Source organism: Mesorhizobium sp. RCAM 05099 (genome assembly GCF_059683685.1).
On record NZ_CM185035.1, the window covers coordinates 5,212,726 to 5,231,602 of the forward strand.

At 64.6% G+C, this 18,877-nt stretch carries 19 protein-coding genes; 16 read left to right on the forward strand and 3 right to left on the reverse strand.

What is annotated here, in order from left to right; all coding sequences use genetic code 11:
* Window positions 1-59: 59 nt before the first annotated feature.
* From AC56QQ_RS25800 to AC56QQ_RS25825, 6 genes are read left to right on the forward strand one after another with little or no spacing between them, the layout of a single operon-like run.
* Complete coding sequence (locus tag AC56QQ_RS25800; protein ID WP_497123873.1) at window positions 60-1,181, forward strand: class II histone deacetylase; 1,122 nt, start codon at window positions 60-62, stop codon at window positions 1,179-1,181.
* A gap of 4 nt (window positions 1,182-1,185) precedes the next feature.
* Window positions 1,186-2,043, forward strand: coding sequence for an urea ABC transporter permease subunit UrtB (gene urtB / locus AC56QQ_RS25805; protein WP_497123874.1), 858 nt, complete (start codon window positions 1,186-1,188; stop codon window positions 2,041-2,043).
* On the forward strand, window positions 2,040-3,026 hold the full coding sequence (locus AC56QQ_RS25810; RefSeq protein WP_497123875.1) for a branched-chain amino acid ABC transporter permease: 987 nt from the start codon (window positions 2,040-2,042) through the stop codon (window positions 3,024-3,026). Before urtB ends, AC56QQ_RS25810 begins: the two co-directional genes overlap by 4 nt.
* Complete coding sequence (locus AC56QQ_RS25815) at window positions 3,023-3,727, forward strand: ATP-binding cassette domain-containing protein (RefSeq protein ID WP_497123876.1); 705 nt, start codon at window positions 3,023-3,025, stop codon at window positions 3,725-3,727. The genes AC56QQ_RS25810 and AC56QQ_RS25815 overlap by 4 nt, the downstream gene beginning before the upstream one ends.
* 2 nt (window positions 3,728-3,729) lie before the next feature.
* Complete coding sequence (locus AC56QQ_RS25820; RefSeq protein WP_497123877.1) at window positions 3,730-4,431, forward strand: ABC transporter ATP-binding protein; 702 nt, start codon at window positions 3,730-3,732, stop codon at window positions 4,429-4,431.
* Between the two features lie 41 nt (window positions 4,432-4,472).
* On the forward strand, window positions 4,473-5,642 hold the full coding sequence (locus AC56QQ_RS25825) for a substrate-binding protein (protein WP_497123878.1): 1,170 nt from the start codon (window positions 4,473-4,475) through the stop codon (window positions 5,640-5,642).
* A gap of 51 nt (window positions 5,643-5,693) precedes the next feature.
* Here the strand turns inward: AC56QQ_RS25825 and AC56QQ_RS25830 are convergent, their stop codons facing one another.
* Window positions 5,694-7,340: an acetolactate synthase large subunit gene (locus AC56QQ_RS25830; RefSeq protein ID WP_497123879.1), complete on the reverse strand. Its 1,647-nt coding sequence runs from the start codon at window positions 7,338-7,340 to the stop codon at window positions 5,694-5,696.
* Window positions 7,341-7,696: 356 nt separating this feature from the next.
* Here AC56QQ_RS25830 and AC56QQ_RS25835 point away from each other — a divergent pair, with 356 nt between their 5' ends.
* Together AC56QQ_RS25835 and AC56QQ_RS25840 are read left to right on the forward strand one after the other, a co-directional pair.
* Window positions 7,697-7,990 (forward strand): TFIIB-type zinc ribbon-containing protein, encoded by a 294-nt coding sequence (locus AC56QQ_RS25835; RefSeq protein WP_497123880.1) that lies wholly within the window; start codon window positions 7,697-7,699, stop codon window positions 7,988-7,990.
* A gap of 76 nt (window positions 7,991-8,066) precedes the next feature.
* Window positions 8,067-9,059, forward strand: a complete 993-nt coding sequence (locus tag AC56QQ_RS25840; protein WP_497123881.1) for a Tim44 domain-containing protein — start codon at window positions 8,067-8,069, stop codon at window positions 9,057-9,059.
* Window positions 9,060-9,081: 22 nt separating this feature from the next.
* Here AC56QQ_RS25840 and AC56QQ_RS25845 read toward each other — a convergent pair whose 3' ends face one another.
* Window positions 9,082-10,179, reverse strand: coding sequence for a lactonase family protein (locus tag AC56QQ_RS25845; protein ID WP_497123882.1), 1,098 nt, complete (start codon window positions 10,177-10,179; stop codon window positions 9,082-9,084).
* A gap of 199 nt (window positions 10,180-10,378) precedes the next feature.
* Between AC56QQ_RS25845 and AC56QQ_RS25850 the strand changes: the two genes are divergently transcribed.
* From AC56QQ_RS25850 to AC56QQ_RS25885, 8 genes are all read left to right on the forward strand, one after another.
* A complete protein-coding gene (locus AC56QQ_RS25850) occupies window positions 10,379-10,930 on the forward strand; it encodes a MaoC family dehydratase (protein WP_497123883.1) in 552 nt (183 codons plus the stop codon).
* Between the two features lie 2 nt (window positions 10,931-10,932).
* Entirely contained in the window at window positions 10,933-12,093 is a 1,161-nt protein-coding gene (locus tag AC56QQ_RS25855) for a CaiB/BaiF CoA transferase family protein (protein ID WP_497123884.1), read from the forward strand.
* 14 nt (window positions 12,094-12,107) lie between these two features.
* Window positions 12,108-13,253 carry an extracellular solute-binding protein gene (locus AC56QQ_RS25860; RefSeq protein WP_497129122.1) on the forward strand — a complete coding sequence of 382 codons (1,146 nt, stop codon included), beginning with the start codon at window positions 12,108-12,110 and terminating at the stop codon, window positions 13,251-13,253.
* A 26-nt stretch (window positions 13,254-13,279) separates the two neighbouring features.
* On the forward strand, window positions 13,280-14,467 hold the full coding sequence (locus tag AC56QQ_RS25865; RefSeq protein ID WP_497123885.1) for an ABC transporter substrate-binding protein: 1,188 nt from the start codon (window positions 13,280-13,282) through the stop codon (window positions 14,465-14,467).
* Between the two features lie 88 nt (window positions 14,468-14,555).
* On the forward strand, window positions 14,556-15,293 hold the full coding sequence (locus AC56QQ_RS25870) for an ATP-binding cassette domain-containing protein (protein ID WP_497123886.1): 738 nt from the start codon (window positions 14,556-14,558) through the stop codon (window positions 15,291-15,293).
* Window positions 15,286-16,035 carry an ATP-binding cassette domain-containing protein gene (locus AC56QQ_RS25875; RefSeq protein ID WP_497123887.1) on the forward strand — a complete coding sequence of 250 codons (750 nt, stop codon included), beginning with the start codon at window positions 15,286-15,288 and terminating at the stop codon, window positions 16,033-16,035. The genes AC56QQ_RS25870 and AC56QQ_RS25875 overlap by 8 nt, the downstream gene beginning before the upstream one ends.
* Window positions 16,032-16,982 carry an ABC transporter permease gene (locus AC56QQ_RS25880; protein WP_497123888.1) on the forward strand — a complete coding sequence of 317 codons (951 nt, stop codon included), beginning with the start codon at window positions 16,032-16,034 and terminating at the stop codon, window positions 16,980-16,982. The genes AC56QQ_RS25875 and AC56QQ_RS25880 overlap by 4 nt, the downstream gene beginning before the upstream one ends.
* 1 nt (window position 16,983) lies before the next feature.
* Window positions 16,984-17,955, forward strand: a complete 972-nt coding sequence (locus AC56QQ_RS25885) for an ABC transporter permease (RefSeq protein WP_497123889.1) — start codon at window positions 16,984-16,986, stop codon at window positions 17,953-17,955.
* A 21-nt stretch (window positions 17,956-17,976) separates the two neighbouring features.
* Here the strand turns inward: AC56QQ_RS25885 and AC56QQ_RS25890 are convergent, their stop codons facing one another.
* Complete coding sequence (locus AC56QQ_RS25890; RefSeq protein ID WP_497123890.1) at window positions 17,977-18,816, reverse strand: amidohydrolase family protein; 840 nt, start codon at window positions 18,814-18,816, stop codon at window positions 17,977-17,979.
* Window positions 18,817-18,877: the final 61 nt, after the last annotated feature.

The following is an 18,877-nucleotide window of genomic DNA, read 5'->3' on the forward strand; positions in this document are numbered from 1 at the left end:
GTCGGGCCATGAGATCGTTACCCTGCTAAGCCTCCTCTGGATTTCAGAGGACGCTGCTTATGGCGACAGGTTACGTTTTTCACGAACAGCTGATGTGGCATGACACCGGCTCCAGCGCCGACATGATGCCTCCCGGCCGTTTCGTGGAGCCCGGCCGCCATCTGGAATCGCCCGGCTCGAAGCGCCGGTTGAACAACCTTATCCAGGTCAGCGGCCTGTCGCGCCACCTGGTGCCGATTATCCCCGAGCCGGTCTCGGTCGAGGACCTGCTGCGCGTGCATACGCAACGCCACGTCGACGATATCAGGATGCTCAGCGAGCGGGGTTCCGGTTTCGCCGGACCGCAGGCGCCGATCGGCCTCAACAGTTTCGACATCGCCCTGCTGTCGGCCGGCACCACCTATGCCGCCATGCGCGCCGTGCTGACCGGCCGCGTCGACAACGCCTACGCGCTGGCGCGGCCGCCCGGGCACCATGCCGAACCCGACCAGGCGTTGGGCAACTGCCTTTTCTCCAACATCGGCGTCTCCGTGCGCCGGCTGCAGCACGAAGGCCTGCTTGGCCGCGCCGCGATAGTCGACTGGGACGTGCATCACGGCAACGGCACCGAGACGATCTTCTATTCCGACCCGTCGGTGCTGACGATTTCCGTGCACCAGGACAATCTCTACCCGACCGGCCGCGGCGCACTGGCCGACAACGGCAAGGACGCCGGCGAAGGCTACAACATCAACATCCCGCTGCCGGCCGGCAGCGGCACAGGTGCCTACGAATCGACCTTCGACCGCGTCGTCGCCCCCGCACTGCGCGCCTTCAAGCCCGATCTCGTCATCGTCGCTTCCGGCTTCGATGCGTCTGGCTTCGATCCGCTCGGCCGCATGATGCTGAACAGCGAATGCTTCCGGCGCCTCGCCGCGCGCATGGTGGCGCTGGCCGCCGAGACGTCGCAGGGACGCCTGATGATGACCCATGAAGGCGGCTACTCCGAGGGCTATGTGCCGTTCTGCGGCCATGCCGTCATCGAGACGCTGGCCAATCATCGCACCGAGGTGGTCGACCCGCTGTCGGACCATATCGACGAATGGGCCGGGCAGGATCTGCAGCCGCATCAGGCTGATGTGATCGACGCCGCCGAAGCCTTGCTCGCCGGCCTGCGCCAACGCCTTGCCAGCGCGGCCTGACGCGATGGATTTTGTCGTCACCACGCTCCTCAACGCACTGACGCTGATCAGCATCCTGATGCTGGTCGGGCTCGGGCTGGCGATCAGCTTCGGCCTGATGAACGTGACCAATCTGGCGCATGGCGAGTTCGTCACCGTCGGCGCCTTCGCGGTCTATTTCGTCCAGAGCATGGGCGGCTCGTTCTGGCTGGGTCTCGCAGCGGCGCCCATCGCCGGCGCGGTGGTCGGCTGCATCCTGGAATTCGCCATCATCCGCCATCTCTATTCGCGCCCGGTCTCGACCGTGCTCGCCACCTGGGGCGTCAGCCTGATCCTGCAGCAAGGGCTGGAACTGACGTTCGGCCTCGGCGCCAAGCCGGTGACACCGCCGATCGAAGGCACGTTCGACCTGTTTTTCACCGTCTATCCGGCCTACCGGCTGATCCTGATTGCTATCGCCATGGTGACTTTGCTCGGCGTCGTCCTGCTGATCAGCCGGACGTCGTTTGGCCTCGATATCCGCACCGTCATCCAGAACCGCGAGATGGCCGAGGGCGTCGGCATCAACACGCGGCGCACCTACGCCATCGCCTTCACTTTCGGCGCGGCCATCGCCGGGCTTGCCGGCGGGCTGGTCGCGCCGCTGGCGATCGTGCTGCCGCAGATGGGGGTGAACTATCTCGCCAACGCCTTCTTCGTCGTCATCGTCGGCGGTGTCGGCTCGATCGGCGGCCTGGTCGCCGGCAGCGTCTTCGTCGGTGGGCTGACCAGCGTCCTCAACTACCAGATATCGCCATCGCTGGCGCAGGCGACCGTGCTGCTCGCGGCCATCGTCGCTGTCCGGCTGCGGCCCAACGGACTGTTCAACGGGGCAGCGCGATGATCACCCGGGACCGCAACTGGCTGCTGGTCTTCGCCGTCTGCGTAGGACTCACGATCGTCTATCCGTTCATCGCCGACGGTTACCAGCTGACGGTGATCCGCGACGCGCTGATCTTCGGCCTGTTCGCCGCGAGCCTCGACTTCTTCTGGGGCCGTACCAGCATTCTCTGCTTCGGCCACGCCGCCTTCTTCGGTATCGGCGGCTACATCATGGCACTGGTCACGCTCAACGACACCATTCCCTTCGCCAGCCTGCTGGGTATCGTGGGCGCCGTGACTGGTGCTGCCTTCGTCGCCGCCATCATCGGCTACTTCCTGTTCTTCGGCGGCATCCGCGGCAGCTATTTCACCATCGTCACGCTGGCCATGGGCGTCATCTGCCAGCAGGCGGCGGTGTCCTGGAGCTCGGTCACCGGCGGCGACAGCGGCCTGATCGGCATCCCGCCGATCGAATTCGATCTTGGCGGTCTGCACATCGATCTCAGCCAGGACCTGCCCTCCTATATCTTCGTCGCGGCTATCGTCGCCGTGGTCGTGCTGGCTCTGTGGTCGATCAGCCGCGGTCGCTGGGGCACGGTGCTGACCGCCATCCAGGACAATGAGGTCCGGGCGGCGGCACTCGGTCACAACGCACCCTTGCGACTGCTCGTCACCTTCGTCCTCTCGGCAGCCATCGCCGGTCTTGCCGGCGCGCTTTATGTCTGCATGGCGGGTCTGGTGGCACCCGATCTTTCCGGGCTGCTTCTGTCCACGGAGGTCATCGTCTGGGTGGCGGTCGGCGGGCGCGGCACACTGCTTGGTCCTGTTCTCGGCGCGATTTTCATCCAGCGCGCGCAGCAGACGATCAGCAGCTTCAATCCGAGCCTGTGGCCACTCCTGCTCGGCTGCGTCTTCGTTGTCATCGTCTTTGTCTTGCCTGATGGCATCCTGTCGATCTACGCGCGGCTGAAGGCCCTGCTCAAGGGCCGGAGGCGCGCGTCATGAGCGACGTCTTGCTCCAGGCCGAGAATGTCGGCATCCGCTTTGGCGGGCTGCAGGCGCTTGAGGCGTTGAATCTCACGGTGCGCGACAAGGAGCTCTGCTGCATCATCGGGCCGAACGGCGCCGGCAAGAGCACGTTTCTCAACGTTTTGACCGGCACGCTTCGCCCAACCAGCGGCAGCGTGCGGTTTCTCGGCCACGACATTACCGGCCTGCCGCTGCACCGCATCGCCCGGCTCGGCATCGCGCGGAAATTCCAGATCCCGTCGGTGTTCCCGAGCCTCTCGGTCGAGGACAATCTGAAGGTGGCGCGCTGGGGCGCGCCCTCGCCGGTTCGCCCTGTCGGTGACCTGCTGGAGCTGGTCGCGCTCGGTAACCGCGCCGCCACGTTGGCCGGCGAACTCGCGCATGGCCAGAAGCAATGGCTGGAGATCGGCATGGCGCTGGCGATCGAACCAAAACTGCTGCTGCTCGATGAGCCGACCGCCGGCATGACGCCGCAGGAGACGCTGGCAACCGCCGAGATGCTGCTGCGGCTGAAGGGCGAGTTCTCGATCGTCGCGGTCGAGCACGATATCCGCTTTGTGCGGGCGCTGAACTGCGAGACGCTGGTGCTGCATCAGGGGCGCCGGCTGCGCAGCGGTCCTTTCCATGACATCGAGACCGACGAAATGGTCCGCGACGTCTATCTGGGGAGGCGCTGACCATGCTGCGGACACTTGCCGTCTCGGCCGGCTACGGCCTGCTCCCGGTGCTCAACGGCATCGACCTCAGCGTCGCGCCGGGCGAAGTCGTCGGCCTGCTCGGCCGCAACGGCGCCGGCAAGACGACGCTGCTGCGCGTCATCGCTGGCGGCTTGCGGGCGAGCGGCGGCGCGGTGGTTCTCGGCGACCAGGACCTTACCAATGCACCCGCCTTCCGCCGGGCGCGAGCCGGCATCGCGCATGTGCCGCAAGGGCGTGGCATCTTCAACCAGCTGACCGTGCGACAGAACCTCGAAGTCGGCACCCGCGCCGCCGGGGACCGTGGCGCCGGCGGCATTCCAGACGACATCTTCGGCTATTTTCCGATCCTGCGCGAACGCGAAGCCCAGGTCGCCGGGACGCTCTCGGGTGGCCAGCAACAGATGCTGGCGATCGGCCGCGCACTGTGCGGCCTGCCGTCGGCACTGCTGCTCGACGAGCCCTCGGAAGGCATCCAGCCGAACATCGTACAGTCGATCGCCGAACTGGTGCCGCGCATCGCCCGCGAGCGCGGCATCGCGATCGTTCTCGTCGAACAGAATCTCGATCTCGTTCTCAAGGCGGCCGACCGCTGCCTGGTGATGGAGAAGGGCAGGATCGTGCATGAAGGCGCGCCGGAGGCGTTCGCCGACGAAACCCTGCTCAAGGATTTGTTGGCTTTGTAAGGCGTGCATGGGGCGCGCCTGGACTGGAAGGGAACACAACAATGATAAGCAGAAGAACGATCCTGAAATCCGGCGGCGCTGCGGCCGCCTTCGCCATGGTGGGCGCGCCGGCAATCCTGCGCGCCGCCGACACCGTCAAGGTCGGCCTGTCGATCCCGATCACCGGGCTGCAGGCGATCCTCGGCGAGACGCTGCTCAATTGCTACAAGCTGGCCGCCGCCGAACTCAACGCCGCCAACGGCATTGGCGGCCGCCAGGTCGAGTTATTCATCGAAGACAACCAGACCACGACCAAGGGCTCGATCGACAAGGCGCGCAAGCTGCTCAACGAAGACAAGGTCGACGTGATCATGGGCACGATCATTTCGCCGGAGCGCAGTGCGACGCTATCGGTGACCTCGAAGGCCAAGAAGCTGTTCTTCTACCCGACCAATTTCGAGGGCGGCGAATGCAACCGCTACTTCGTCGCCACCGGCCCGATCCCGATGCAGCAGGTCGACCCGATGATGCCATGGGTGGCCGAGAACCTCGGCAAGACGATCTACGTTATGGCTTCGGACTATGCCTGGCCGCAGAAGATGACCGAGGCGATCACCGCGGCCTATGAGAAGGCCGGCGGCAAGATCATCGGCGCCGATTATTATCCGTTCGGCACCACGGATTTCGGCCCCGCCTTCCAGAAGATCAAGTCGCTGAAGCCCGATGTCGTCTGGTCGATGGTGGTCGGCAACGACGCCGTCACCCAGCTCAAGCAGTATCGCTCCTTTGACATCAAGCAGCCGCTGATCGCGCCGCTCGACGAGGTCTTCAACAAGGACGCGCTGCCGCCCGGCGTGGCGGCCGGCACCTACGCGCCGCAGCCCTACTGGATGGCGCTCGACAATCCGGTCAACAAGAAGTTCATCGCGAGCTTCCGCGAAAAGTTCGGCCAGGAGAAGATGGTGAACGGCATCGGCGAAGCCGGCTACAACGGCCTGCATCTCTACGCGCTGGCCGCCGAGAAGGCCGGATCACTGAAGGACGACGATGTGCTGGCCGCATTGCCGACGATCGAGTTCGACGCGCCGCAAGGCAAGATCCGCGTCGACGCGACCAACAACCACACGCTCTGCCACTCCTATGTCGGCAAGGCGGCGGCGGATGGCATCGGCTACGAGATCGTCAAGGATTTCGGCACCATCGCGCCGGTAACGCCCTACTGCAAGGTGTAGGAGTTTCGGCTGCGTCTCCAGGCAATCCTGACGGCGGCGTTGCCGCTGCCGTCAGGGCGTCTGCGGCGCCGGCAGCCGCTCGCGCAGTTCGTCGACGAGCACCCTGGTGTTTTCGGAATAGTCGATCGGCACAACGACGAGATGTACGCCGCCGCCGGCGAAGGCCTGCTCCAGCGCCGGCCGCAATGCGGCAATCGCGTCAACCCTGGTCCCCTTGGCGCCATAGGCCTCTGCGTATTTGACGAAATCGGGATTGCCGAAGGTCATGCCGAAATCCGGAAATTCATCGACCGCCTGCTTCCATCGGATCATCCCGTAGGCATGGTCTTCCAACAGCAGGACGACGAGGTTGAGCTTGAGCCTGACGGCGGTCTCCAGTTCCTGGCTGTTCATCATGAAGCCGCCGTCGCCGCAGATGGCCATGACACGGCGCTGGGGATAGAGCAGTGCCGCCATCATGGCCGACGGCAGGCCCGCGCCCATGGTGGCGAGCGCGTTGTCGAGCAGCAGCGTGTTTGCCATGCGCGTGCGGTAGTTGCGCGCAAACCAGATCTTGTACATGCCGTTGTCGAGGGCGAGGATCCCGTCCGCCGGCATCACAGCACGCACGTCGTGCACGATACGCTGCGGCGTGAAACGGTCTTCGGTGGCGCGCGCGGCGATCCGGCTCAAAATGCCTTCCCGCAGCGGCAGCAGGGCCTGCGCATTGGGGATCTTGCCCTCGATACGGTCCGCCAACAGCGCCAGGGATGGGCCGAGGTCGCCGACGATCTCGGCCTGCGGGAAATAGACCTGCTCGACATCGGCGGAGTGATAGCCGACATGGATGACCGTCGGCCCCTTGGCGCCCATGATGAAAGGCGGCTTCTCGACCGTGTCGTGGCCGATGGTGATGATCAGATCGGCCTGCTCGATGGCCTCGTGTACATAGTCGCGTTCCGAAAGTGCCGCCGTTCCCATGTAGAGCTCGGTTCCGCCCGGCACGGTGCCCTTGCCCATCTGCGTGGTGAAATAGGGAATTTGCGTGCGCAGGACGAACTGGGCGACATCGGGGGTGACGCGTGGCCGCGACGCCGCCGCGCCGAACATCAGCAGCGGACGCTTGGCTTCCATGATCATGCGGGCGGCACGATCGAGCGCGGTCGCACTGGCCAGGGGCAGCTCGACCGGATGCGTCGGCACAAGCGCGACCGGCTCACATTCCGCAGCGGCAATGTCTTCAGGCAATTCCAGATGCACGGGGCCGGGACGCTCTTCCTGGGCGACGCGAAAGGCTTCGCGCACCAGTGACGGGATCATCTTCGGCGAGACGATCTGGCGCGACAGCTTGGTGAGCGGCTTCATCGCCGCGACGATGTCGACGATCTGGAAGCGCGCCTGCCGGGACGACAGGATGCCCTTCTGGCCGGTGATCATGATCATCGGCATCGCGCCGAGCAGCGCATAGGCCGAGCCGGTTGTCAGATTGAGCGCGCCGGGGCCAAGCGTGGTGATGCAGACACCTGCCTTGCCGGTGAGCCTGCCATAGGTGGCGGCCATGAAGGCGGCCGCCTGCTCGTGGCGGGTCAGGATCAGTTGGATCGACGAGCGCCGGATCGATTCGACGATGTCGAGATTTTCCTCGCCCGGAATGCCGAAGATCCGCTCGACCCCTTCGTTCTCGAGGGCCGCAACGAACAGATCCGAACCTTTGGTCATGAACCAACTCTCCTGCAATGCGTACATTCCGCCAGCCACCTTCATATGGCACCGGAACGCGGCGCCTCAAAGAGGCTACGGATCGTAACAACAACCATTGCCCGTCCTAGGATCCAGCACTGGCTCAGCGATCCGACACCATTATGCCGAATAGGGCGGTCTCAGCCGCAATGCCAACAAATCATTGTTGCGGGCAATATCGCCCTTGAAGGCGCGGCTGTGCATTCCTAACTGTTCGGTGCGGGCCGGGCCCCTCTGACGATCGCTTCTGTGATTGTGATGTCGGACCGCTTTAACGGGCCCGTTTCCATCCTTTTCGGTCAAGCGGGCTCATTCCTTTCGGTTTGGAGCCCCGTATGACATCTTCCGTCCTTGGTCTGGTTTGCCCCTCCTGCCGCGTCGCGCTCACAATGAGCGAACGCCAGGGTATCGAGATCGATTACTGTCCGCAGTGCCGCGGCGTCTGGCTTGATCGAGGCGAACTCGACAAGATCATCGAGCGTTCCAGCAGGGAGGCGCCAACCGCGCCGCAGCCGCAGCCGGCGGCATTCTCCCAGCCGCAGCACGGTCGCGATGAGGATTATTCCCGCTCGCAGGGCCACCGCTATCCTAAGCGGAAGAAATCCTTCTTCGAAGAATTGTTCGATTGACGCATGACGCCGCCCAGTAACCGGGCCGGCATTTGCTGAAAATTTCCAAGAAACACACCGACAAAGGCCAACCCCGATGATGTCTCGCACAAGCCGATTTGGCACCCTCTTTGCAGGACTGTTCCTGGCGTTCTCCATGATCGCGATCGATCATGCCGAGGCTCGGCGCGGCGGCAGCTTCGGCAGTCGCGGCACCCGCACTTTCCAGTCGGCGCCACCGACCAGGACCGCACCGGCGCCGACCGCTCCGGTCGAGCGTTCGATGACGCCCAACACCGGTGTGAACTCTGCCGCCCGGCAGCCGCAGGCCGGCCTGCAGAGGCCCGGCTTCATGAGCGGCTTCGGTGGAACGATGATGCGCGGTCTGCTGCTCGGCGGCCTGATCGGCCTGCTTGTGGGCCAAGGCTTCGGCGGCCTGGCCGGAATGTTCGGTTTCCTGCTTCAGGCCCTGCTCATCGGTGGCGCGATCATGCTGGCTATCCGCTTCTTCCGGTCGCAATCCGCGCGTGGCCCTGCCCCAGCGCTCGCCGGTGCAGGCAATGCCCAGGCGTCGAGATTTGAGAACCGCGCAACGGCACAGCAGCAGACGGACCCTGCACGCTCCTTCACAATTCCCGGCTTTGGCGGCGGTTCGGGCGGCGGCTCCCCGGCCGCGGGTTCCGAGGACCTCACGCTGGCTCAGACCGACCTCGACGCATTCCAGCAGCTGTTGACCGATGTCCAGGAAGCATTCGGGCGCGAAGACCATGCCGCTCTGCGTCGGGCGACGACGCCCGAGATGGTGTCCTATCTGTCCGAAGAGCTGGCAGACAATGCCCAGAAAGGTCTCAGGAACGAGGTGTCTGACATCACCTTGCTGCAGGCCGACATCGCGGAAAGCTGGCGCGAGGATGACCGCGACTACGCCACGGCGGCATTGCGCTACGAGTCTCGTGACGTGACGCGCGAACGGGCCAGCGGCAAGATCGTCGAGGGCGACGAGGACCATCCCACAGAGACGACCGAGTTGTGGACATTCACGCGTGAGAATGGCTCGAACTGGAAGCTCTCGGCAATACAACAAGCATGAGCCCTGGTTCGTTGCAGGCGGTTCAACGCACGATCTTGACGCACATGGGCGTGCCGATCTCGATGGCGCGGCCGGTGTCGGTCAGCATGCCGCTGTCGGCGTCGCGGGCAAAGATCGAGATGCGGTCGGCATTCTGGTTGGCCGAGAACAGATGGCCGCCTGACGGCGTCAGCGCCAGGTTGCGCGGCGTCGCGCCGCCGCAAGGAAAATAGCCGACGAGGCTCAAAGCGCCAGTGCTCTGGTCGACCGCCATGATGACGACGCTGTCGTGGCCACGGTTGGAGCCATAGACGAAACGACCGTCGGGCGAGATCTGGATGTCTGCGCAATGATTGCTGTCGCGCGCCTCGGCCGGCACCGCCGGCCTGGCGTCGATGATCGACAGCTTGCCGGTGGCATCGTCGAGCGCCATCGACACGATGGTCGAATCCAGCTCGTTCATGACAAAGACGAAGCGCCCGTTGGGATGCAGTGCGAGATGGCGCGGACCGGCGCCCGGCGGCAAAGCGGATTCGGCTGACTTGCTCAGGCTGCCATCATGCTCGATGCGGTAGGACACCAGGCGGTCGATGCCGAGGTCGGCTACAATAGCCGTTCCGCCGGCGATGGTTTCGGTGACGCTGTGGGCATGCGATCGTTCCTGCCGCGCCGCATTCGGGCCGGTGCCCTTATGCGAAACGCTGGCCAGCGGTGCCGACAAGGCACCGTTCTTGTCGAAGCCATAGACCGCCACGGCGCGATCCGGACCACCCTCGCCCATGCCGTAATTCGCGACCAGCAGTTTCGTCCCGTCCTGGGTGATGGTGTTGTGGGCGGTGATGCTGCCCAGCGAGGGCTGCTTGTTCAGATAGCTGAGCGTCCCCGAGGCGCGATCGAAGCTGTAGGCGGAGACGGTTCCCTCGCGCCAGGTGAAGACCTCCGAATTGGCGTAGAGGCGCGAGCCATCCGGCGTCACCGACAGGAATGTCGGATTGTCGATGTCATTGGTCTCGGCCAGTTTCCGTGTTCCCAGCGTTTCCTCATCGAACCTGTAGACGCTGAGACCGACCCCGCGCGCGCCCTGAAAATAGGGCGCCTCACGGTTCAGGCTGCCGACAAAGACTAGACAATCCTCGCGCATGATTTCCTCCCCTGCCCGCCAGCGCTTGGGTGCGCGGGAGCAGCCAAAATTTCGCCTGTTCACGCTTGCAACGCAACCCCATATGTGAAAATACTATTTACAAAAGAAGATTGGCGGGAGGAGAAGCCGTGCTTTTCGACGCTTTGATGCGCGTTCAAACGGTTGCCCGGAACCTCGCGAGAGACCATCGGAGCCAGCCATGACCGATTTCGCGCCCACCGTCGGCGTCGCCTCGACGTATCCCACCAACATGCCCGCGGACCACGCGGCCCTGCCGGTGTGGAACGCCGAGAACTGGTTCTATGAGGACTGGCCCGTTGGCCAGAAGATCCGCTCGTTGCGCCGCACCATGGCCGAAGGCGACAGCCACCTTTTCAACACGCTGGTGCTCGACATCCACCCTTACGTGCAGGACCAGATGTTTGCCGAGACCGAGGGCATTTTCGGCAAGCGGCTGGTGGCCGGCGCCTTTGTCTTCTCGGCGGGCCTGGGGCTGGTCGCCACCAATTGCGTCAACGCCTTTTCGTATGGCTACGACAGGCTGCGTTTCATAAAGCCCGTCTTCATTGGTGACACGATCTATTCGATCCGCTCCAACCTCGACAAGCAGCCCCGCTATAAGGAAATGGGGCTGATCCGCGCCAGCTATGAGGTGTTCAAGGGCGAAGGCGAGCTGGTTCTCTATTGCGAGCATCTGCAGACGGTGAAGTACCGCAACCCGGCCGATTTCGTCGGCAAGACGGAGAAATAGCCATGCCGGCAGCAGCCGAATTGCCGCTTGCCGGTCTCGTCGTCGTCGACATGAGCCAGTTCCTGTCCGGGCCCTATTGCTCGCTCAGGCTGCTCGATCTCGGCGCCCGCGTCATCAAGATCGAGCGTCCGGATGGCGGCGACCTGTCGCGCCGGCTCTATCTCAGCGACACCGAGATCGGTGGCGACTCCACCATCTTCCATGCCATCAACCGGGCCAAGGAAAGCCTCGCCATCGACCTCAAGAACGAGGCCGACCTCAAGGCGCTGCGCGGCCTTCTGGCCAAGGCCGACGTGCTGATCCAGAATTTCCGGCCGGGCGTCATCGAGCGGCTCGGCCTCGACTATGAGGCTGTGCGCAAGATCAACCCGCGACTCGTCTATGCCTCGATCAGTGGCTATGGCGAGGATGGGCCCTGGGTCAAGCGTCCAGGCCAGGACCTGCTGGCGCAGTCGCGCTCCGGCGTGATGTGGCTGAACGGCGATGAGGACCAGGGGCCGGTGCCGTTCGGGCTTGCCATCGGCGACATGCTGGCCGGTGCCGCCTGCGCGCAAGGCATCCTGGCGGCACTGGTGCGGCGCGGCATCACCGGCCAGGGCAGCCATATCGAAACCAGCCTGCTGGAAGCGCTGGTGGATTTCCAGTTCGAGGTGCTGACCACCCATCTCAATGACGGCCGGCGCTTGCCCAAGCGCTCCAACTTCCGCAGCGCGCACGCCTATCTGTCGGCGCCCTATGGCGTGTATCCGGCCAAGGACGGTTATCTGGCCATCGCCATGACGCCGATCCCCAAGCTGGCCGATCTGCTGTCGCTCGAGGAGTTGGCGCCCTATCGCGACAGACCGGCATCGTGGTTCACCGCGCGCGACGACATCAAGGCGATCATCGCGCAGAGGATCGCCACCAAGACCATCGACGAATGGCTGGCCATTCTTGAGCCGGCCGACATCTGGTGCGCCAAGGTGCTGACCTGGCCGGAGATGCTGGCAAGCGAGGGCTTCCAGTCACTCGACATGCTGCAGACGGTGACGCGTGAGGACGACGTCTCGATCCTCACCACCAGTTCGCCGCTCAGGGTCGATGGCATCAGGGCCAAGGTCGATCGGGCAGCGCCCCGCATCGGCGAGCATAGCGCGGCAATCCGCGAGGAGTTCGGCCTGTGAGCACCCTCAAGGGCATGACCTGGAGCCATCCGCGTGGCTACGATCCGATGGTCGCCTGCTCGTCCCTGTGGCGGCAACGGACGGGTGTCTCGATCGAGTGGGACAAGCGCTCGCTGCAGGATTTCGAGTCCTTCCCGGTCGAGGAACTGGCGCGGGCCTACGATCTCATCGTCATCGACCATCCGCATGTCGGCCAGATCACGGCGGAGCGCTGCCTTGAGCCGCTTGATGTCGTCGCTCGCGAGGCGGAGGGCGCGACGCTCGCCTCGGGGAGCGTCGGCCAGTCCTATCCGAGCTACAGCTGGCAGGGGCGGCAGTGGGCGTTTCCGATCGATGCTGCCAGCCAGGTCCAGGCCTGGCGGCCGGATGCGCTCGATGCGCCGCCACCGCGCTGGAGCGATGTGCTCGATCTCGCCCGGCAAGGCCATGTGCTTTTGCCATTGCGGCCGCCGCATGTACTGATGACGTTCTACACGCTTGCCGGCAATCTTGGGCATCCCTGCGCGACCGATCCGTCCCGCGATCTCATCGATGTCGAGACCGGCAGCAAAGTCTTCGAGACGATGCGCGAGATCACCGCGCTGGTCGACCCCGCCTGTTTCGACATGGACCCGATCGCCGTTTCGGAGCGTATGGCGGAGGCCGGTTCCCGGTTCGTCTGCGCGCCTTTGATCTACGGTTACGTCTCCTATGCGGTGACGGGATTTCGCGCGATCCGGCTGGCCTTCACCGACATCCCGGTCATCGGTGCGAACGGCCCCGTCGGTTCTGCGCTCGGTGGCACAGGCATCGCCGTGTCAGCCTTTTCGAAGGCGAAAGAGGCCGCGATCGACTTTGCCTATTGGGTCGCCAGCGGCGATGTCCAGCGCAGCGCCTATGCCGCCGCCGGCGGTCAGCCCGGCCATGCGGCCGCCTGGGAAGACCAGGCCGTCAATGCCGCGACCGGCAATTTCTACAGGGATACGCGCGCGACGCTGGAGGGCGCATGGGTGCGACCGCGCCATGACGGCTACATGGCCTTCCAGCAGGCGGCATCCGACCGCATCCTTTCCGGCATGACCTCCAGGCATCAGTCCCGACAGGTCGTTGCCGATCTCAATCGCCTGTTCCGGGAGAGCTCTCCGGCGCAGGTGTCCGGCGCTGCCGGTGGAGGAGCCTGAACGAAACCGAACGGAGGAGAACGAGAATGACAGCAATGATCCGCGGCCTGCTGGCCGCAACGGCGCTTGCCTCGCTTGCAACGACCGCCTTTGCCGAGGACGTGCAAGGCGTCATCGGCGGGCTGCCGACCGAACTCAAGGCGCAATATGACGGCGCGCCGCAGAAGGTGCTGCCCTCGGCCTGGGACAATTTCACCCCGCCGCCGAAGCCGTGGAAATGGTGCCACTCGGAATCCTACCAGGGCAACCCGTGGCGGGTGACGGTGACCAAGGAACTGAAGCGACTGGTCGACGGGCTGATCGCCGACGGCACGGTATCCAGCTTCGAGGTGTCGGATTCCAACAACGACGCCAGCCAGCAGATCAACCAGATCCGCGCCTTCATCGACAAGAAATGCTCAATCATCACCTCGATCCCGGGTTCGGCGACGGCGCTTGACGATGCGATCGATGCCGCCGCCAAGGCCGGCATCCCGTTCATCACCGCGGCCGGTTCGGTGACAAGCCCGAACGCGATCAATGTCGATTCCAACTATGCGCGCTGGGGCTATGACATGATGACGGCGATCGGCAAGGCACAGCCGGACGGCGCCAGCATCCTTCTGGTGGAAGGCATTGCCGGCCACCCGATCGTGGTCCAGGAACGCCAGGGCGCGGACAAGGCGCTGGCGGAAAATCCGAAGCTGAAAATCTCGCGCAATGTCAACGGCAACTGGACTGCCAACGTCACCAAGACGGTGGTGCTGCAGGCCATCGCCACCAACCCGGCACCGATCGACGCGGTGTGGACGACCGGCAGCGAAAGCCGTGTCGTCGCCGAAGCCTTCGCCGAAGCCGGCCGGCCGGCGCCATTGATCACCGGCTCGATCACCGGCGATGCGCTGGGCTACTGGAAGGCCAACCCCGACAAGTACCGCTTCGAAGGCCACGCCGTGCTGCCGCACTGGACCGCCGAGACGCTGTTCCGCGTTGGCGAGCGCATGCTCGACGGCCAGAAGCCGAAGCTGAACACGCTGCTGATCCCGATCCCGCCGGTGCACAGCGCCGATCTCGGCCAATGGTACAAGGACTGCATGACGACGGACGCCGTCTCGATCTTCCCGATCCCGCCCAAGGACCCGATGCCGGAGGAATGGCTCGACGCCTATTTCTCCAACCCGGCGCCGGCCAAGGGCTGGGATTATTCGAAGGTGCCAGACGCCTGTGCAAAGTGACGCCTGCGCAAAGTGACGCCTTCACCAAATATAGTCTCGGCAGGCCAGCTCCTTTCGGGGAGCCGGCCAGCCAGCACCGAAACACGACATGCTTGAAATCAGAAACATATCCAAACGCTACGGCGAAACGATCGCGCTTGCGGACGCCTCGATCGCATTCCGGGCGGGGACCATCCACACCATCCTGGGTGAGAATGGTTCGGGCAAGAGCACGATGGTCAAGCTTCTGTCCGGCATCGTCCAGCCGGACAGTGGCGCGATCCTTTTGCAAGGCAGGCCGTTCTCAGGCGCTGGCCCCTCGGCTTTCCAGGCGCAAGGTTTCGCCACGGTGTTCCAGGAGGTGCTGATCGCACCGGACCGCAGCGTGACAGACAACATCCTGCTTGGCCTCGACGGGATGATCCGACGTACCGTCCCCCGCAACGAGCGTCGCGACCGGGCGGCTGCGGCGTTGAAGCGCTTCGCCGTCACCGACGTTCCGCTCGATTCGCCCGCCGGCCTGTTGCCGCTTGCCGCGCAGCAACTGGTCGTCCTCGCCCGAGCGCTCGTGCGCAATCCAAAAATCCTGATCCTCGACGAGGTCACCGCCGCACTCGATTTCGCCGATCGCGAGTCTGTCTTCTCGTTGATGCGCGCCCTTGCCGGCGAAGGTTGCCTCATCCTGTTCATCACCCATCGCATGGACGAGGTGATGTCACTTTCGGATCGCATTTCGATCCTGCGCGGCGGTAGCGTTGTGCGCACCGAGGAACGCGGCGCCTCGACGCCGGCTGAACTGCTGAAGGCCATGGCGCCACGCACGGCGGCGGAGTTGGCGCATGGCTGATCACACGGCTCCTGGCCTCGCCGCCCGCGATCTCGTCATCGCGCCCGGCGCCAGCGCAATAACGCAAACCATCGCTCCCGGTGAAATCGTCGGCCTCGCCGGCCTCGACGGCCATGGCCAGGAGCTGTTCCTCAAAATGCTCGCCGGACTCGCCTCGCCGCTTGGCGGCTCGATCGAGTTTGGTGTGCCGGGCGCTTCCCGCAAGATCACCGGCTTTCGCAAGGCCGTCGCCAGCGGCATTGCCTATCTGCCGCGCGACCGGCGCGCGAACGGCATTTTCCCGACGCAGTCGGTGCTCGACAATTTCGCTGTCTCGACATTGTCGCGCGATACGCGCCTTGGCCTGATCAGCCTTGCGGCGCGCAAGGCGCGCTACGATATCTATCGCAAGAAACTGTCGATCGTGGCGCCCCGTCCCGATGCGCCGATCACCACACTGTCGGGCGGCAACCAGCAGAAGGTGCTTTTGGCGCGGGCATTGGCGCTGGAGCCTGCGATCCTGCTGCTCAACGACCCGACGCGCGGCGTCGACGTGGCGACGCGGCATGTGCTCTACGATGTCTTTCGCGGGCTGGCGGCCGAGGGCATGGGGCTCGTCATCCTGTCCAGCGAGATCGAAGAGATTCTTCTCCTCTGCCAGCGCGTTCTGGTGTTTCGTGAAAATGAGGTCGCAGCCGAAATCGCCGATGAGCGGCTCACCGCCGACAGTGTAATCGCTGCCATGTTCGGACGGGCGGCATGACCCCGGCAGCCCGCCTCCTGTCTCTTGGACGAAGCGTCGGTTTCGCCGTCGTGCTGCTGGTGATCCTGCTCGCGGTCAATCTCATTCTCAGTCCGGGGCGGTTCCAGCCGGGCTCCTGGGGCGCGCTGGTCGGACTGGCCGCGCCTCTTATCGGCGCGGCCATCGCGTCGACCCCGGTGATCCTTGCCGGGCGTGGCGGCATCGACATTTCGGTCGGACCGCTGATGGGCTTCGTCAACGCCTTGGCGATCCAGGTGCTGTTCCTTGGCGCCGGCATCTCGTCGCCCCTGCTGCTCGTTCCGGCAGCGCTGCTCGTCGGTGCGCTGGTGGGCGCGGCGAACGGCTTCCTGGCGACGGTCGTGCGCATCCAGCCGATCGTCGCCACGCTTGGCACCTATCTGATCCTCAGCGGCGTCACGCTGACGATCCTGCCGGCACCGATCGGCCCGGCGCCTGCCTGGCTCAAGGCGCTGTCCGGCCCGCTGTCGATGCTGCCGCTGGCGGCGATGTTCATTGCCTGGTGGCTGGTGCGGCGCACTCCCTATTACGACCAGCTGATGGCGGTCGGCAGCGACGACCGCGCCGCCTACACCGCCGGTGTCAATGTCACGCGTGTGCGCTTCATCGCCTATGTCATGACCGGCATCTTTAGCGGATGCGCCGGGCTGATGCTGACGGCGTTGATCGGCTCCGCCGACCCCAATATCGGGCCGACCTACACGCTGATCGCCATCGCCGCCGTCGCGCTTGGCGGCGTCAGCCTGGCCGGCGGTCGCGGCGGTGTCGCGGGCGCTGCCATCGGCGCCATCGACATCTTTCTGCTGCAAAGCGTGCTGACGACGTTCAACGTTTCGACCTTCGTGCTGCAGATCGCCTATGGCGCCATACTGGTGCTGGCGGTGATGCTGACCGCGCTGCAGGAACGTCTTGCCATGAGGGGGCGCTGACATGGCCACTGGGCGAAACCTGTTCGCGACAACCAATGCCCGCGTCGTCGGTGCTTTCTTTGTCGCCGCCGTTCTGCATCTCGCCGGCACAGTCCTCATCCCCGGCTACTCCTCGCCATTCGCGGTGCGCGCCATGCTGGTGCTCGCCTCGCTGCTGGCGGTCGCCTCGATCGGGCAGACGCTGGTCGTCATCATGGGCGGCATCGATCTGTCCATCCCCTTCGTCATCGGCTTCGCCAATGTCGTGGCGGCGCAGCTCTACGGCGATGGCTGGAATTTTGTCCTGGTCTGCGGCCTCGTCGGCGTACTGGCGATTCTGATCGGCGGGCTGAACGGGCTGATCTCGCGCAGCCTCGACATCCAGCCACTCATTGTCACGCTGGGTATCGGCATGGTCGTGCAAGGACTGGTTCTGTTGTGGACAGCCGGCTTCCCGTCAGGCTCCGCGCCGCAAGCGGTTTCCAGCTTCGTGTCGATCGGCGGATCGGCCGGGCCGCTGCCGGTTCCATGGCTGGTGCCGAGCCTGGTCGTGCTGGCGGCACTCGTCGTCCTGGTGCTGGAACGGACGCCCTATGGGCGTCGGCTCTATGCGCTGGGCAGCAATCCGGGCGCGGCCCCGCTGGCACTGATCGACCCGGTTCGCATGTGGGTCATCACCTATGCGGCGAGCGCCTTCTTCGCCGCGGTCGCGGGCGTACTGCTGCTCGGCTTCACCGGTTCGGCCTATGGCGATGTCGGCCAGCCCTATCTGTTCCAGACCATCGCGGCGGTCGTCGTCGGTGGTGCGGCGCTGGTCGGTGGCCGTGGCAGCTATCTCGGCACGATCGCCGGCGTGCTGGTGCTGACCGAAATCAACACGCTGCTGATCGGCCTCGGCTTCCAGCCTTCAGCGGTTCAGGCGGCACTCGGCTTCATCATCGTGCTGCTGGTCTCGCTCTATGGCCGCGAACGGCACGTCTCGACGACGATCTGACGCAATGCCAAGGGGACCCGCCTATTCGAGCCGCCACAGCTTGCGGGCATTCGCGGACAGGAGCCTGTCACGTTCCGAAACGCTGCAGCCCGAAAGCAGCGCATGGGTCGCCGCGACCCAGGTCGAGAGCCCGCCGCCAAGCGTGCAGACCGGCCAGTCGCTGCCCCAGATGACACGGTCCCAGCCGAATACACCGATGGTGTGCTCGACATAGGGCCGCAACGTCCGGGCCGTCCAGCTGCCGGGATCGGCATAGGCGACGACACCGGAAATCTTGGCCATGACATTCGGGCGCCGTGCGATCTCGCTCATATGTTCGCGCCGGGGATGCTCGGCTCCGCCCTTGATGTCGGGGACGCCGCAATGGTCGAGGACGAACTTTACATCGGGCGCGAGGTCGGCAAGCGCTGTCGCCTTGGGAATCTGGTGCGGCAGCACGACGAGATCGAAGGTCAGGCCGGTACCGCCAAGCCGCTTGATGTTGTCTCGAAACTGCGCGCCTTCCGAGAGATCGTCGGGCACGACATGGAGAACGCGGCGGAAACCCTTGACGAAGGGATTTGCTCGTTGACGTTCGAGATAGGCCGCAAAATCCGCCTCTTCCGGCCGGCAGGAGGCGATCACCCCGGCCAGCATGCTACCGGGTTGCCCGGACAGTCCTTCGACCCGAGCGGTCTCTGCCTCGATGTCGGCTGGATCGACATCGACTTCCATGTGCAGCACGCGCTCGACGCCGACACGTTGCGCCTCGACAGCGTATTCCTCGTAGGAGAAATCGCGGTTGAGCGCCGGCACGCCGGCGAGCCAGGGATAGCGCAGTGCCGAGCGATCGATGAGATGCAGATGGGTGTCGATGATCATGGTGGCTCCTCCTCTTTTGGCTTCTTCAGATCATCTCACGGAGGAATTCTTCATTCAAATA

Coding starts and splice junctions, on each gene's coding strand:
- AC56QQ_RS25800 (WP_497123873.1), top strand. CDS start 60: ATGGCGACAGGTTACGTTTTTCACGAACAGCTGATGTGGCATGACACC.
- urtB (WP_497123874.1), top strand. CDS start 1,186: ATGGATTTTGTCGTCACCACGCTCCTCAACGCACTGACGCTGATCAGC.
- AC56QQ_RS25810 (WP_497123875.1), top strand. CDS start 2,040: ATGATCACCCGGGACCGCAACTGGCTGCTGGTCTTCGCCGTCTGCGTA.
- AC56QQ_RS25815 (WP_497123876.1), top strand. CDS start 3,023: ATGAGCGACGTCTTGCTCCAGGCCGAGAATGTCGGCATCCGCTTTGGC.
- AC56QQ_RS25820 (WP_497123877.1), top strand. CDS start 3,730: ATGCTGCGGACACTTGCCGTCTCGGCCGGCTACGGCCTGCTCCCGGTG.
- AC56QQ_RS25825 (WP_497123878.1), top strand. CDS start 4,473: ATGATAAGCAGAAGAACGATCCTGAAATCCGGCGGCGCTGCGGCCGCC.
- AC56QQ_RS25830 (WP_497123879.1), bottom strand. CDS start 7,340: ATGACCAAAGGTTCGGATCTGTTCGTTGCGGCCCTCGAGAACGAAGGG.
- AC56QQ_RS25835 (WP_497123880.1), top strand. CDS start 7,697: ATGACATCTTCCGTCCTTGGTCTGGTTTGCCCCTCCTGCCGCGTCGCG.
- AC56QQ_RS25840 (WP_497123881.1), top strand. CDS start 8,067: ATGATGTCTCGCACAAGCCGATTTGGCACCCTCTTTGCAGGACTGTTC.
- AC56QQ_RS25845 (WP_497123882.1), bottom strand. CDS start 10,179: ATGCGCGAGGATTGTCTAGTCTTTGTCGGCAGCCTGAACCGTGAGGCG.
- AC56QQ_RS25850 (WP_497123883.1), top strand. CDS start 10,379: ATGACCGATTTCGCGCCCACCGTCGGCGTCGCCTCGACGTATCCCACC.
- AC56QQ_RS25855 (WP_497123884.1), top strand. CDS start 10,933: ATGCCGGCAGCAGCCGAATTGCCGCTTGCCGGTCTCGTCGTCGTCGAC.
- AC56QQ_RS25860 (WP_497129122.1), top strand. CDS start 12,108: ATGACCTGGAGCCATCCGCGTGGCTACGATCCGATGGTCGCCTGCTCG.
- AC56QQ_RS25865 (WP_497123885.1), top strand. CDS start 13,280: ATGACAGCAATGATCCGCGGCCTGCTGGCCGCAACGGCGCTTGCCTCG.
- AC56QQ_RS25870 (WP_497123886.1), top strand. CDS start 14,556: ATGCTTGAAATCAGAAACATATCCAAACGCTACGGCGAAACGATCGCG.
- AC56QQ_RS25875 (WP_497123887.1), top strand. CDS start 15,286: ATGGCTGATCACACGGCTCCTGGCCTCGCCGCCCGCGATCTCGTCATC.
- AC56QQ_RS25880 (WP_497123888.1), top strand. CDS start 16,032: ATGACCCCGGCAGCCCGCCTCCTGTCTCTTGGACGAAGCGTCGGTTTC.
- AC56QQ_RS25885 (WP_497123889.1), top strand. CDS start 16,984: ATGGCCACTGGGCGAAACCTGTTCGCGACAACCAATGCCCGCGTCGTC.
- AC56QQ_RS25890 (WP_497123890.1), bottom strand. CDS start 18,816: ATGATCATCGACACCCATCTGCATCTCATCGATCGCTCGGCACTGCGC.